This window comes from Neorhizobium sp. P12A, from assembly GCF_008365395.1.
Lineage (GTDB): Bacteria > Pseudomonadota > Alphaproteobacteria > Rhizobiales > Rhizobiaceae > Rhizobium.
Genome location: NZ_QOVX01000003.1, coordinates 15,886 through 30,163 on the forward strand (window position 1 = coordinate 15,886; position 14,278 = coordinate 30,163).

At 60.3% G+C, this 14,278-nt stretch carries 14 protein-coding genes and 1 pseudogene; 5 read left to right on the forward strand and 10 right to left on the reverse strand.

Annotated elements, in window-relative coordinates; genetic code table 11:
- Nucleotides 1–58 precede the first annotated feature (58 nt).
- The gene (locus DTW90_RS11755; protein ID WP_149338486.1) at nt 59–1,288 is read left to right on the forward strand and encodes a YbfB/YjiJ family MFS transporter; all 1,230 of its coding nucleotides are present in this window, start codon (nt 59–61) and stop codon (nt 1,286–1,288) included.
- An 86-nt stretch (nt 1,289–1,374) separates the two neighbouring features.
- Nucleotides 1,375–2,133, forward strand: coding sequence for a bifunctional 2-polyprenyl-6-hydroxyphenol methylase/3-demethylubiquinol 3-O-methyltransferase UbiG (ubiG, locus tag DTW90_RS11760; protein ID WP_149338488.1), 759 nt, complete (start codon nt 1,375–1,377; stop codon nt 2,131–2,133).
- 60 nt (nt 2,134–2,193) lie between these two features.
- Here the strand turns inward: ubiG and DTW90_RS11765 are convergent, their stop codons facing one another.
- Genes DTW90_RS11765 through DTW90_RS11780 form a run of 4 tightly spaced genes read right to left on the reverse strand, consistent with a single transcriptional unit; the run spans nt 2,194 to nt 4,553 of the window.
- The gene (locus DTW90_RS11765) at nt 2,194–2,622 is read right to left on the reverse strand and encodes a DUF1178 family protein (RefSeq protein WP_149338490.1); all 429 of its coding nucleotides are present in this window, start codon (nt 2,620–2,622) and stop codon (nt 2,194–2,196) included.
- The gene (locus tag DTW90_RS11770; RefSeq protein WP_149338492.1) at nt 2,619–3,476 is read right to left on the reverse strand and encodes a carbon-nitrogen hydrolase family protein; all 858 of its coding nucleotides are present in this window, start codon (nt 3,474–3,476) and stop codon (nt 2,619–2,621) included. The genes DTW90_RS11765 and DTW90_RS11770 overlap by 4 nt, the downstream gene beginning before the upstream one ends.
- A 10-nt stretch (nt 3,477–3,486) precedes the next feature.
- Nucleotides 3,487–3,744, reverse strand: coding sequence for a glutaredoxin 3 (grxC, locus tag DTW90_RS11775; RefSeq protein ID WP_149338493.1), 258 nt, complete (start codon nt 3,742–3,744; stop codon nt 3,487–3,489).
- 32 nt (nt 3,745–3,776) lie between these two features.
- Nucleotides 3,777–4,553 (reverse strand): ComF family protein, encoded by a 777-nt coding sequence (locus tag DTW90_RS11780; RefSeq protein WP_149338495.1) that lies wholly within the window; start codon nt 4,551–4,553, stop codon nt 3,777–3,779.
- Between the two features lie 96 nt (nt 4,554–4,649).
- On the opposite strand from DTW90_RS11780, the gene DTW90_RS11785 reads away from it, so the two are divergent.
- Nucleotides 4,650–5,534 (forward strand): methyltransferase domain-containing protein, encoded by an 885-nt coding sequence (locus DTW90_RS11785; RefSeq protein ID WP_149338497.1) that lies wholly within the window; start codon nt 4,650–4,652, stop codon nt 5,532–5,534.
- A 32-nt stretch (nt 5,535–5,566) separates the two neighbouring features.
- Here DTW90_RS11785 and DTW90_RS11790 read toward each other — a convergent pair whose 3' ends face one another.
- The 6 genes and pseudogenes from DTW90_RS11790 to DTW90_RS11815 form a co-directional block, all read right to left on the reverse strand.
- Nucleotides 5,567–5,740, reverse strand: coding sequence for a Flp family type IVb pilin (locus DTW90_RS11790; RefSeq protein ID WP_132521717.1), 174 nt, complete (start codon nt 5,738–5,740; stop codon nt 5,567–5,569).
- A 69-nt stretch (nt 5,741–5,809) separates the two neighbouring features.
- Nucleotides 5,810–6,124, reverse strand: a complete 315-nt coding sequence (locus tag DTW90_RS11795; RefSeq protein ID WP_132522597.1) for a hypothetical protein — start codon at nt 6,122–6,124, stop codon at nt 5,810–5,812.
- A gap of 147 nt (nt 6,125–6,271) precedes the next feature.
- Nucleotides 6,272–6,685: an 8-oxo-dGTP diphosphatase MutT gene (mutT, locus tag DTW90_RS11800; RefSeq protein ID WP_149338499.1), complete on the reverse strand. Its 414-nt coding sequence runs from the start codon at nt 6,683–6,685 to the stop codon at nt 6,272–6,274.
- Nucleotides 6,682–7,490: pseudogene (locus tag DTW90_RS11805) on the reverse strand (GNAT family N-acetyltransferase). The gene mutT and the pseudogene DTW90_RS11805 overlap by 4 nt, the downstream one beginning before the upstream one ends.
- A complete protein-coding gene (argJ, locus tag DTW90_RS11810; protein WP_149338503.1) occupies nt 7,471–8,712 on the reverse strand; it encodes a bifunctional glutamate N-acetyltransferase/amino-acid acetyltransferase ArgJ in 1,242 nt (413 codons plus the stop codon). The pseudogene DTW90_RS11805 and the gene argJ overlap by 20 nt, the downstream one beginning before the upstream one ends.
- Before the next feature lie 53 nt (nt 8,713–8,765).
- A complete protein-coding gene (locus DTW90_RS11815) occupies nt 8,766–9,680 on the reverse strand; it encodes a peptidylprolyl isomerase (protein ID WP_149338505.1) in 915 nt (304 codons plus the stop codon).
- A 241-nt stretch (nt 9,681–9,921) separates the two neighbouring features.
- On the opposite strand from DTW90_RS11815, the gene secA reads away from it, so the two are divergent.
- Nucleotides 9,922–12,645 carry a preprotein translocase subunit SecA gene (gene secA / locus DTW90_RS11820; protein WP_149338507.1) on the forward strand — a complete coding sequence of 908 codons (2,724 nt, stop codon included), beginning with the start codon at nt 9,922–9,924 and terminating at the stop codon, nt 12,643–12,645.
- 215 nt (nt 12,646–12,860) lie between these two features.
- Nucleotides 12,861–14,276: a polysaccharide biosynthesis C-terminal domain-containing protein gene (locus DTW90_RS11825; protein WP_149338509.1), complete on the forward strand. Its 1,416-nt coding sequence runs from the start codon at nt 12,861–12,863 to the stop codon at nt 14,274–14,276.
- Nucleotides 14,277–14,278 lie beyond the last annotated feature (2 nt).

Here is a 14,278-nt window from a genome sequence, read left to right on the forward strand (position 1 = left end):
ACAGAGAAACCAGGAACGGACCGCAGCTTCGAGCGGGTCCGCAACAGAGACTATTGCCATGTCCACTGACAGAACCCAGACATCTTCGGCCCATGCCGCCGCTGCCGCCTCTCTTGACCGGTCGGCATGGTTTGCCACCATAGCCGGCCTTTGCGGCAGCCTCGTTGCCATCGGCCTTGCCCGCTTTGCCTATACGCCGCTCATTCCGTCGCTGATCGAAGCCCACTGGTTTTCGGCTGGTGACACGGTAACGCTCGGTGCCGCCAATTTTGCCGGCTATCTCGCCGGCGCCCTCCTCGGCCGGCCGATCGCGGCAGCCCTGTCGAACCGGCAAGCCCTGCGTCTTTTGATGGTGATGGCAACAGCCGCATTCTTCGCCTGCGCCTTCCCGGTCTCGATCCCCTGGTTTTTTGTCTGGCGCTTCGCCTCCGGTCTTTCCGGTGGGGCGATCATGGTTCTGGTCGCAACCAGCATTCTTCCGCATATCCCGGTCGCGCGTCGCGGTTTCGTCGGCGGCATGATCTTTCTCGGTCTTGGCCTCGGCATTGCCGCATCAGGCACGCTCGTTCCTGAACTCCTGCGGTTTGGCTTGCAGGAAACGTGGATCGGCCTTGGCGTCCTTTCGCTTATCCTGACTGCGGTGAGCTGGTTCGGTTGGCCCGCGGCCAATCCGCCGCAGCCGGCTGCCCATCCCTCCGGGCACCATCGCTCCGCCAAGAGCGAATGGTCCCTGCGCATACTTTATGGACAATATGCGGCCAACGCTCTGGGACTCGTGCCCGCAATGGTTCTCCTTGTCGACTATGTCGCCCGCGGCCTCGGTCGCGGAGCCGATATCGGCGCTGCCTACTGGGTTATCTACGGCCTCGCGGCCATCGCCGGCCCGGTCATTTCAGGCTACGTTGCCGACCGCATAGGCTTCGGCGCTGCCTATCGCTGCGCCCTGCTGCTTCAGGCCGTCGCCGCAGCACTGCTCGCAGCCAGCGGCAATTGGATCGTGATCGGCATCGCAACTGTCATCTTCGGCGTCTGCACGCCCGGTATCGTTCCCCTAGCACTCGGTCGCATCCACGAAATCCTCCCGCATAGCCATGTCGAGCAGCGCGCCGCCTGGAGTAAGGCGACGACAGGCTTTGCCCTATTCCAGGCTCTCGCCGGCTACGGCTATTCCTATCTCTTCATCCACACCGGCCAGAACTACGCGATCATCTTCCTGTGCGGGACGGCAGCGCTCGTGCTTGCCCTGCTGGGCGACGCGCTCTTCAGCCTGAAGAAGCACAAGTCGTAGGCCAGTGGCGGGATGCGACGGTCCCGCCCCTTGACTTCCAGCCCCGATCGTCCGACTTCACATCGAAGCAGATGAAGGAGCGACCCATGAGCGAAGCGGCGAAAAGCACCATCGACCAGAGCGAAGTGGATCGCTTTTCCGCGATGGCTGCGGAATGGTGGAGCCCGACCGGCAAGTTCAAGCCGTTGCACAAGTTCAATCCGATCCGTCTGGCCTACATTAGGGATCGCGCTTGCGAAAACTTCGGCCGCGACCCGAAAAAAGCCCGGCCACTCGAGGGCCTGCGCGTCCTCGATATCGGCTGCGGCGGCGGGCTGCTTTCGGAGCCGATCGCCCGTATGGGTGCTTCCGTCGTCGGGGCCGATCCTTCCGAAAAGAACATCGGCATCGCCTCCACCCATGCAAAGGCGTCAGGCGTCGCCGTCGACTACCGGCCGGTGACCGCCGAACAGCTTGCCGAGGCGGGAGAAAACTTCGATATCGTCTTGAACATGGAAGTGGTCGAGCACGTCGCCGACGTCGAGTTCTTCCTCTCCACCTGCGCCAAGATGGTTCGCCCCGGCGGCCTGATGTTCGTCGCGACGATCAACCGCACGATGAAGGCCGCAGCACTCGCCATCTTCGCCGCTGAAAATATCCTGCGCTGGCTGCCGCGTGGCACGCATCAATATGAAAAACTGGTGCGCCCGGAAGAGATCGAGAAGCCGCTGGCAGCGGGCGGAATGGAAATCATCGCGCGGACAGGTGTCTTCTTTTCGCCGCTCCAGAACGAGTGGAACCTTTCGAAAGACATGGACGTGAACTACATGCTGCTGGCAAGGAAATTGGATCAAGTGTCCGGCTGATATCCGGCCGATCAGACGGGCAAGCCGGCGACATAGCCGAGCAGATTCTTTCGGTTCACCTCAATTCACGTCGTCCGGCAGGACCGGGATCGCTGCGATCTCGATGCCCTCGTCGATCAGTTCCTGCGCCTCGGTGGGCGTTGCCTGGCCGATGATGCCTCTGGCATCTGCCTCGCCATAGTGGATCTTGCGAGCCTCTTCCGGGAATTTGGTGCCGACATCCTCGGCATTGGCCTTTATCGCGTCGACGGCCTCTTTCAGTTTGGCAAGCGCTTCCTTGCGCGCTGTGTCCATGGCAAGGGTCTGCATCTCCTGCTTCTTGCGGGCGGTCGAAACCGACGGCGCCATCAGAAGCTTCGAGATCGCCGAGGAGCCGCAGGTCGGGCATGTCAGGAAGCCGCTCTCCCCCTGCCGATCGAAGTCGTCGCTTGCCGCAAACCACCCTTCGAACTCATGGGCATTGTCACACGTAAGCGAATAGCGGATCACGCGGCAACGCCTCCGGTCGCCGGTGCTTCCACCTTTTCGAGCGAGAAATCGCGGGCATTCCTAAGATTTGGGATCTTGCCGCGCGCCGCCTTGACCGCCGCGAGATCGATATCGGCAGTAACGACCGCTTCACCGGTCCCGCCGGCAGATGCGAGCACCTTGCCCCAGGGGTCGATGATCATCGAATGGCCGAATGTTTCGCGGCCGTCTTCATGTACGCCGGCTTGAGCCGCCGCAATGACGAACATGCCGTTCTCGATGGCGCGGGCGCGCAGCAGGATTTCCCAATGCGCCTCGCCCGTCTGCCGCGTGAAGGCGGCAGGCACCGTCATCACTTCGGCGCCGGCAACCGCCTGCGCCTGGAAGAGCTGCGGAAAACGCACGTCGTAGCAAATCGAAAAGCCCATTTCGGCAAAGGGCAGCGAAACCACCCGGGCTTGCGAGCCCGGCGTATAGGCAGCACTTTCGCGCCAGCTTTCGCCATTGTCGAGATCGACGTCGAACATGTGAATCTTGTCGTACCGGGCAAGCAGCGCGCCGTTCGGACCGAAAAGAAAGCCACGATTGGCGATCTTGCCGTCTTCGAGTGCAATCGCCGTCGAGCCCACATGCACGTGGATGCCGAGTTCCTTGGCGAGGTCCGAAGCCGTCCGTGCAACGATATCGCTGGCCTCATCCCTAAGGACAGCGCGCAAGGCTGCGCGATCTTTCTGGAGAGCGCCGGTCATCTCCGGCGTCTGCACGTAAGCCGCGCCCTGTCCCGCAGCATCACGGACGAGCCGCGCCATGTCGGCAGCGTTCCTTACAGGGTCGACCCCGGAGCACATCTGGATGGCTGCAGCCTTGAAACTCATCGTCATTTCCTCACGCCGCGAGCAGCGGATCGAGCTTGCCGGCGCGGTCAAGCGAGTGCAGGTCGTCGCAGCCGCCGACATGTTCGCCGTTGATGAAGACCTGCGGGAACGTCGAGCGGCCATTCGACTTGCTGATCATCTCCTGACGGAGATCGGGCGAATAGGTCGCATTATGCTCGACAAAATCGACGCCCTTGGATTCCAACAGCGACTTGGCGCGAGCACAGTAACCGCAAAATTCCCGGGTATAGATGACAACAGATGCCATGATGCACTCCAGATGGAAAAGACCTTTATCCGTCATATAGTTTCGGCCAAGGCCCTTGCAAAGGTCAAAACTGTCACATCCGCGGCACCTGCCCTTTTGAGAACGCGTGTTGCCGATGCGACCGTGGCGCCGGTCGTATAGACATCGTCGATCAACACGATCCGGCGTCCGAAAATGTCATTGTCGCGACTGGAAGCGATGGCGAAAGCGCCGCGCACATTGTCCTGACGGGCGCGGGCTCCGAGGCCGACCTGCTGGGTCGTTCGCTTGACGCGAAGCAGAGTTGAGGCGAGCAAGGGCTTGCCGGTGAGCAGGCTGAGATGCCGCGCGAGCTCCGCCGCCTGATTGTACTTGCGCGAGAACAGCCGCACGCGATGAAGAGGAACGGGAATGAGCGCGTCACATCGCCCGACCGCGCCGTCGCTGGCGCGCAGCATCCACGCCGCCATCATCGGCGCCAGATCGGTCCGATCGCGATATTTCAGCCCGTGAACGAGATCGCGAACGACGCCGTCATGGATCGCGGCCGACCGCAGCCGGTCGAAGGGCGGCGGCTCCGCGATCGCACCGGCACTCAGAATGCCGCTGCCGAGATCATGCGAAAACGGGCTGCCTAGCACTTCGCAATAGGGCCGCTCGATGAAACGAATGGAACTCCAGCAGGCCGGGCAAAGGCTGCGATGCGTGCCGGTGGAAATGCCACAGCCGGCACAACTCGGCGGGTAGAGGAGATCGGCCAGCGCCAGCCACGGTCGCGCAACCCCCGTTCGCCAGCCGGATATCGTGAATTCGAATTTGATCGTCCCCATATGAAGAAGACTAGCCTTTTCCCGCCACCTTTGCGAAGGGAAAAGCGTCGGCTGCAAAGCCGGGCAGCACGACATTGCGAATGCAGGAAATGACCCATGGATATCGTCTTCGACCAGATGCTGATTGCCGCCAACCGCCGCCGCGCCCTTGCGCAACAGGGCGCCAAGGCTGATTTCCTTCTGGAGATTGCCGCACAGGAAATGGCCGAGCGCCTGGCGGTCGTGGAGCGACATTTCGACGAGGCCGTCGAACTTCATGGGGCAACCGGCATCGCCGGGCGGGAAGCGCTTGCGACCGGCAAGATCGGCCATCTGGCCCGGATCGAGAGCAACGCTGCTTTCGCGGCCTCCGGCGAAGACATCATCGAGGCCGAGTCGGAAGAGGTGCCGCTGGCTCCGCAATCCGTCAATCTCGTGCTGGCGCCCCTTAATCTGCATGTGACCAACGACACGCCCGGCATCTTCATCCAGATCCACCGGGCTCTGAAGCCGGACGGCCTCTTTCTGGCTGCAATCCCCGGCGCGGGAACGCTTCAGGAATTGCGGGATGTCCTGTTGTCGACCGAGATCGAGCTGAGCGGGGGCGCGAGCCCGCGCGTCATTCCCTTTGCCGATGTTCGCGATGTCGGCGGGCTGCTGCAGAGGGCGGGATTCAGCCTGCCGGTCATCGACGCGGAAACCTATACCGTTCGCTACGATTCCCTGTTTCCGCTGATGAAGGACCTGCGCGCCATGGGTATGGCCAATCCGCTTGCCGACCGCAGCCGCAAGCCGTTGACGCGCGCCTTCTTCATGCGCGCGGCCGAAATCTATGCGGAACGCTATTCGGACCCTGATGGCAGGATCAGGGCAACGTTTTCAATCATCTATGCCTCAGGCTGGACACCGCATGAGAGCCAGCAGAAACCCCTGCGCCCCGGCTCGGCAAAGGCGCGGCTTGCCGATGCCCTCAAGGTCGAGGAACACAAGCTGAAACAATAGGATTCGATAATTGGCAGGCCGGCAGCAAAAGCTTACGGAGCAGGCTGCTCGATGTTGTTTGCCACCGTGCCGAATACGTTCTGGAGACTGCTCCCGATCGCTCCGACCCCGGCGATAAGACTGACCGAGATGAGTGCGGCAATAAGGCCATATTCGATGGCAGTCGCACCGGTTCTGTCCTTCAGGAAATTCCGAAAAAACGTCATAAAAGGTCCCCTGATCAATTAAATATCAGCGAACCCGATGCGAAGAGCATCCGATAAGCTGGTTAAATTCTAGCAACCGCTATCCGCACCATAACCTTGGACGACGCAAACCGAACCCGGCTCCTGCTGCAGCACGCTGCGGCGGATCGTGTAACGCTTGCCGTTTTCGGTCTTCGGGATGGAACCGGTGGTAATATTATCGAAATCCGGCGCGCTTGCCAGCACGCTCGACTTGGACTTATCGGAAAGCATGGGCGTCAGGATGAGCGAAAGCGCAACAGCCGCCGTGCCGAACAGCAGGGCGATGTTCAATGCTCCCGTCTTGCGCGACGTAAAAGAAGTCTGTTCCTTTTCGCGGACAGCCTTCCAGAAATCGTCGTCCATCATGTCAAGCCTCTTTACTCATACGACAACCGCTTGATTGAGGCCGATCTTTGCCAGAAGGTATTAAACGATCTCTTAATATCCACAGCCAAAAGCGCTGCATTGCGTTCACATTTAAGTAATACGCTAAATTAGTTGAGATTCAAATCAGAGGAGATCCTGCAGGAAAGGAATAAGCGGCTCGTCCGCCGGCGGCATCGGATAATCACGCAATGCCTGCGGCCGAACCCACTTGATCGCCTGGCCTTCCCTGCCCTGCGGTATGCCCTCGTAACGACGGCAAATGTAAAGCGGCATAAGGAGATGGAAGCTGTCGTAGGTGTGGCTCGCAAAGGTCAGCGGAGCAAGGCAGGGGATGCGCGTCGTGATCCCGAGCTCCTCGTCGAGTTCCCGCACAAGTGTCTCCTCCGGCGTCTCTCCGGCCTCGACCTTGCCCCCCGGAAATTCCCACAAGCCGGCCAGCGATTTCCCTTCCGGGCGCTGTGCCAAAAGAATACGGCCATCCGTATCGATGAGCGCACAGGCGGCGACGAGGAGAATTTTGCGGCCGCCTTCGCTCACCGGACGTCCTTCGGCCGCCAATAGCGGTAACGATATGCTTCGCGAAAGCCGAAGCGGGCGTAAAGGCCGAGTGCCGGCGCATTGCTCGCGCCGACCTGCAGCCAGCCGATCTTGGCGCTGCGCATCCGCGCCCAGCGCAATGCTGACGAAAGGATCTCGACGCCAAGGCCCTTGCGCCTGTGGTCGGCTGAAACAGAGAGCGACATGATCCCGGCGAGATCATTGTCCTGCACGCAAAGCACGGTCGCCATCGGCCCCGCCTCGGCGTCCTCGATGACAAACAGGCCGGTTGGCGGCTTGATGCCGCTGACAACCTCAGCCAGAGCCGGCTTGAGCGCCGGATCGGAACGATCGACCAGCAGGTTGGCATCGACGAAACGACCGACATCGTGGCTCGGCAGGTGATCGAGCATATCGGGCAGCTCGATATCGCCAAGGCTGGCGGTCATCACGACCGTTTCCTCAAAGCAGGTCCAGTCCTCGCGGCGCAAAAGATCCATCAGGACAGGCGGTGCGAGTGGTGTTTCGCGCACCACGATCGGCCGTCCATATGCTTCGAACTTGCGCTGCGCCTTCTGCAGGCGGATTTCGACGTCGCGATGATCGGATGGATCGAGCGGAACGATGGAGTTCAGCCGCTTGGAAGGATGGCCAGCCGTCAGCCGCACCTGCCAGCTTCCGTCATATTGAACGGACGAAGCCGGCCAGGCCCGGAAGCCGACGGCTTCGAGCCTCCGCACCAGCGGCAGATTATTCAAAGTGGTAAGCGCATGCATCAACGACGGTCAGCTCCGATAATCGCCATTGATGGCAACATATTCCTTCGTGAGGTCGCAGGTCCAGACCGTGGCTTTTCCATTGCCCAGACCCAGATCGACTTTCAACGGGATATCCTGCCGCTTCATGACATCTGAGGCAGCCTCTTCGGAATAGGCCGGATCGCGCTCGCCGTTGACAGCGACGCGGACATCGCCAAACCAGATGGCCAGCCGGTCGCGATCGGCAGCTTCGCCGGCCTTGCCGACGGCCATGACCACGCGCCCCCAATTGGCATCCTCGCCCGCGGCCGCCGTTTTGACCAATGGCGAATTGGCGATCGACAGCGCGATCGTCTTGGCTGCCGCATCGCTCTCAGCACCCGTGACGGTGATCTCGAGCATCTTCGTGGCGCCTTCGCCATCGCGGGCAACCTGAATGGCGAGGTCCTTCAGGAGATCGTTAAGCGCAGCGCGGAAAGCGGAGAGGCGTGGATCGTCGGCACGTTCGACACGCGCCTGGCCGTCCACCGAGGCCGCACCTGTCGCAAATAGCATCAGCGTATCGGAGGTGGAGGTATCGCTATCGACCGTCATCGAGTTGAAGGAGGGTTCGACACCGGCAGAAAGAAGCGATTGCAGGACCGGCGAGGCGATATCCGCATCGGTGACGACGAAGGAGAGCATGGTCGCCATGTCAGGTGCGATCATGCCGGCGCCCTTGGCAATACCGTTGATCGTTACCTTGACGCCATCGATCTGGGCGCTGCGCGTCGCGACCTTGGGATAGGTATCCGTCGTCATGATCGCCTTGGCGGCCTCGAACCAGAAATCGCTGGTCGCCTCGCTATGCATGTCGCCAAGCACGCCCGCAAACTTCGTGGCATCGAGCGGCTCACCGATGACGCCTGTCGAGGCCAGATAGACCTCGTTCTCACCACAACCGACCGCGGCAGAGGCCGATTTCGCCGTCAGTTCGGTCGCCTGGCGACCCCTAATGCCGGTAAAGGCGTTGGCGTTGCCGGAATTGACGACAACAGCCCGCGCGGTCCCATGCGAAAGGTTGCCACGGCAGAAATCGACGGGAGCCGAAGGGCACTTCGAGCGGGTGAAGACGCCGGCGACGGACGCCGGCTTGTCGAAGACCATGAGAAGCACATCGGTCCGGTTCTTGTACTTGATACCGGCGGACGCGGTCGCCATCCGCACGCCGCGTAAGGCCGGCAGCGAAGCGAAGGATTTAGGAGCAAGCGGGGACACGGAACCGGACATGGGACAACCTCGATAGTAAATAAAGGGCCCGGAAAACCGGGCCCTGATTGTTGTTACTGCTGCGGCTGCGCGTCGGGTTGTGCCGCATCCGGCTGAACCGCCGAAGCGTCGCCGGGCTGCGGCTGCTTGTTGGCGTCTTCATAACCCTTGGCAAGCGCCGGATCGGTGATTTCAACCTTCTCGGAAGCCTTGGCGTCCTTCAGGAGATCAAGATACTTGTCGCGCATGACGAGCTGCTTGACCTGATCCTGGACCTGGTCGAACGGCGGCGGGGGGGCGTCGCGCTTGTCCTCGACCTTGATGACATGATAGCCGAAATCGGTCTTGACGGGAGTCTTGGAATAGGTGCCGACCGGCATGGAGAATGCTGCGTCCTCGAATTCCTTGACCATGCGACCGCGGGTGAAATAGCCGAGATCGCCACCGTCAGCCTTGTTCGGGTCGGTGGACTTTTCCTTCGCGAGCGCGACGAAGTCCTTGCCCGCGTCCAGTTCCTTGATGACTTCCTTGGCCTCGTCCTCGGTCTTTACGAGGATATGACGGGCATGCACTTCTTCCTGCTTCGGAAGAGCGGCGACTTCCTTGTCGTAGCGAGCCTTGACTTCATCCGGCGTCACGGCGTCGACGACATGGGCCTTGAAATAGGCGTTGTGCAGTTCGCGGTCCTTCAGATAGGCCATGCGGCTCTTGAAGTCGTCGGTCTGATCGAGCTTTTCAGCAGCAGCCTTCTGCGACAGCAGCTTGACGTCGATGGCGGCCGACAGTGCAGCAACCTTCTTCTGATCGTCCGGAAGCTGTGCGAGCTGGGGATCGAGATTGGCAACGGCCAGATTGAGTTCGGACTGATGGATTTCCACATTGCCGACCTTGGCGACGACCGCGTCCGTGGCATCGGCAGCGAAGGCCGGGACCTGGAACGCAACAACCGTTGCAAAAGCAACAGCGGCAAGTTTGTTGTAGCTCAACATAAAGTATCCCTTTGGAGTTCGCACCGGCTTCAACCACGCGAAACCGGCCGGAAAAAAGCCTTCAGCATCAGAATGTGGCCTTTCTGTATCGGCCAATCCCGTTGACATCAATCGACCCCCCTCTTATCTGTCACGCAACCTCGCGTCCAGAACAGTTTCCGGACGTTTCATGCAATAGGCCGATTTTTTCGGGACGGATATTGCGCGGAACGTCGGATGTAAATCAGAAAGGACCAGTCATATGGTCAGCTTTGGTGGAATAGCCCGAAAGTTGTTTGGCTCGGCCAATGATCGCCGTGTCCGGTCGTTTCAGCCCAACGTCGCAGAAATAAACGCGCTCGAAGAGAGCATGCGCGCATTGTCGGATGAAGCACTGGCAGCCAAGACGGCTGAATTCCGCCAGCAGCTCACCGATGGTAAATCGCTGGACGACCTGTTGATACCCGCTTTTGCAGTGGTCAGAGAGGCTTCGCGCCGCGTGCTGGGGATGCGGCCTTTTGACGTACAGCTCGTCGGCGGCATGATCCTGCACTCGAACGCCATTTCGGAAATGAAGACGGGCGAAGGCAAGACGCTGGTTGCGACCCTGCCGGTCTATCTGAACGCACTTGCCGGCAAGGGCGTCCATGTGGTGACCGTCAACGACTACCTGGCGCAGCGCGATAGCGCGACGATGGGACGCCTCTATAGCTTCCTCGGCCTGACAACGGGCGTCATCGTCCATGGCCTCGATGACGACGAGCGCCGCGCGGCTTATGCCTGCGATATCACCTACGCCACCAATAACGAGCTCGGCTTCGACTATCTGCGCGACAATATGAAGTACGACCGCAGCCAGATGGTCCAGCGCGGTCACAATTTCGCGATCGTCGACGAAGTGGACTCGATCCTGGTCGACGAAGCACGCACGCCGTTGATCATCTCCGGCCCACTCGATGACCGCTCGGAACTCTACAACACGATCGACGCCTTCATTCCGATGCTGACGAAGGATGACTACGAGATCGACGAGAAGCAGCGTTCGGCCAACTTCTCGGAGGACGGCACCGAAAAGCTCGAAAATCTTCTGAGGGAAGCCGGGCTCCTTAAGGGCGAGTCACTCTACGACATCGAGAACGTCGCGATTGTTCACCACATCAACAACGCGCTGAAGGCCCATAAGCTCTTCACCCGCGACAAGGACTACATCGTCCGCAACGGCGAAGTGGTCATCATCGACGAATTCACCGGCCGCATGATGCCGGGCCGCCGTTACTCGGAAGGCCAGCACCAGGCAATCGAAGCCAAGGAAAAGGTCCAGATCCAGCCGGAAAACCAGACGCTGGCGCAGATCACCTTCCAGAACTATTTCCGCATGTACCAGAAGCTCGCCGGCATGACCGGTACGGCGCAGACGGAAGCCGAGGAATTCGGCGACATCTACAAGCTGGAAGTGCTTGAGGTCCCGACCAACCTGCCGATCAAGCGTATCGACGAGGACGATGAGGTCTATCGGACGGTCGAGGAGAAGTACAAGGCGATCACGATGGAGATCATGGACGCTCACAAGCGCGGCCAGCCCGTTCTTGTCGGTACGACCTCGATCGAAAAGTCGGAATATCTTGCCGAGCGGATGCGCAAGGAAGGCTTTACGAACTTCCAGATCCTGAACGCCCGCTACCACGAGCAGGAAGCCTATATCGTCGCTCAGGCCGGCGTGCCCGGCGGCGTGACGATCGCCACCAATATGGCCGGTCGCGGTACCGACATCCAACTCGGCGGCAACCTCGAAATGCGCGTCGAGCAGGACCTCCATGATGTCGAGCCCGGTCCGGAACGCGACGCGAAGATCGAAGCGATCCGCGAAGAGATCAAGCAGTTGAAGGAAAAGGCGCTCGCTGCCGGCGGTCTCTACGTCATTGCGACAGAGCGCCACGAAAGCCGCCGCATCGACAACCAGCTGCGCGGCCGCTCCGGTCGCCAGGGCGACCCCGGCCGTTCGAAGTTCTATCTGTCGCTCCAGGACGACCTGATGCGCATTTTTGGCTCCGACCGTATGGACGGCATGCTGCAGAAGCTTGGTCTCAAGGAAGGCGAAGCAATCGTCCATCCCTGGATCAACAAGGCTCTGGAACGCGCCCAGAAGAAGGTCGAAGCCCGCAACTTCGACATCCGCAAGAACCTCCTGAAGTATGACGACGTGCTCAATGACCAGCGCAAGGTCATATTCGAGCAGCGTGTCGAGTTGATGGATGCAACGAACCTCGACGAGACCGTTGGCGACATGCGCCACGAGGTCATCGAGGACCTGGTTACCAAGCATATTCCCGAACGCGCCTATGCGGAAAAGTGGGATGCGGATGGCTTGAAGATAGCCCTCGCCAACCACTTCGACCTCGATATGCCGATTCATGACTGGGTCAAGGAAGAAGGCATCGCCGAGGACGACATTCGTGAACGCATTACCGAAGCCGCAGACAAGGCCGCCCAGGAAAAGGCCGAACGCTTCGGCCCCGATATCATGACCTACGTCCAGCGCTCCATCGTTCTGCAGACGCTGGATGGCCTGTGGCGCGAGCATATCGTCAACCTCGACCATCTGCGTTCGGTCATCGGCTTCCGCGGCTATGCCCAGCGTGATCCGCTGCAGGAATACAAGGCCGAGGCTTTCGAACTGTTCAACTCGCTGCTCAACAATTTGCGCCAGGCGGTTACCGCTCAGCTGTCGCGCGTTGAGCTGGTCCAGCAGCCGGCTCCGGAACCCGAGCCGCCGGTCATGCAGGTTCATCACCTCAACGCGACGACCGGCGAGGACGAATTTGGCAGCATCCTCCCGGCCAATGATCTTTTCGTGGCACCGGCCGAGCGCGATCCGCAGAATCCCGCCACCTGGGGTCGTATCGGCCGCAACGAGGCCTGCCCTTGCGGCTCCGGCAAGAAGTACAAGCATTGCCATGGCGCTTTCGAGCACCAGGAAACTGTTTGATCTTCTGCAACAGGATTTATCATTTCAGATGCCGCCTTCGGGCGGCATTTTGCTTTGTAGTTTCAATACTTACGGTCGGTGCTCGATTTTTCGAAAAGCACCTGAATTGAGCCCATCACATTGGGTAAAATGCCTGCAACAACACCGTTTCTTAACCCTGATCTGGCATGACTGATGTACAGTCAGAGCTTTGTTTAGAGTATTGCGTATTGTTCATGGCGGTCATCGAAACAGCGGAAAGAATGCTGCCCTCTGGGCTGCGGGCAACGCTGTCGCCGTCACTTCAGAAGCTCGGCGCGATCCTTGGCGACCGCAGCGAAAAGGCCGCCTCGCAAAGAATGGCGCTCGTCGCCTTCGTCATCCGCATCGCCAGCGCAGCACTCGCCTTCCTGTCCCAGATCTTCCTTGCCCGCATGATGGGCGAGTTCGAATACGGCATCTTCGTTTTCGTCTGGGTGCTGATGATCCTTTTCGGCAATCTTGCCTGCCTCGGGTTCCACACCGCCGTCATCCGCTTTCTTCCGCAATACAAGGCCGATGGCGCGCATGCCGAGATCCGCGGGCTCACCAGCACCGCGCGCCGCTTCGCACTGGCGCTTTCAGGCAGCCTTGCCCTAGTGGGTATCATCGCCCTGCACTTCCTCGGCGGAATGATCGAAAACTATTATGTGATGCCGATCTTCCTCGGCCTCATCGCCATGCCGATGATCGCACTTGGCGACATTCTCGACGGCACGGCGCGGGCAAACCACTGGCCGGTCATGGCGCTGAGCCCGACCTTCCTCATCCGTCCGACGCTGATCATCACCTTCATGCTGGCGGCAATCCTCGCTGGCGCATCCCATAGCGCCGTTACCGCCATGCAGGCAGCACTCGCCGCCACCTTCGCCACTGTCCTGATGCAATATCTCGCCGTGACTGCACGGCTGCGCCATCACTATTCGACGGGCCCGAAAGTCATCGACTTCCCCGCCTGGCTGGCCGTCGCCTTTCCGATCTTCCTGATCGAGGGCGTCAGCTACCTGCTCACCAATTCCGACGTCGTCGTCGTCGGTATCTTTCTCGATCCGGAGCAGGTCGCGATCTATTTCGCAGCGGCAAAGACGATGGCGCTGGTTCATTTCGTCTACTTCTCGGTCAAGGCAGCGGCTGGCCCGCGCTTTGCAAGCATCATTGCCGAAAACGATCGAGGCAAGCTCGCCGCCTTTGCCGCCGAGACCGCGCGCTGGACGTTCTGGCCGGCGTTGGCGGTCGGGCTCGCGGTTCTTGCCGCGGGGCAATTCCTGCTTTCCCTCTTTGGCGCCGCCTTTATGTCCGGGCATCTGGTGATGGCCGTTCTTCTTGTCGGCATCCTCGCAAAGGCTCTGGTAGGCCCCGGCGAAGTATTGCTGATAATGGCCGGCAAGCAGAGGCTCTGCGTCTATCTCTACGCCGCTGCCCTTGCCGCCAACATCGGCCTCAACGTGACGCTAATCCCGCATTTCGGCATCGAGGGCGCTGCAATCGCCACGGCTTCCGCAATGGTGGTCGAAGCTGTTCTCCTGCATATCGCGGTGCGCCATGCGCTCGGCATCGTCCTTTTTGCTTTCATCCGCTCACATATGACAACCATGAACGCCAAGGCTTCCTGATA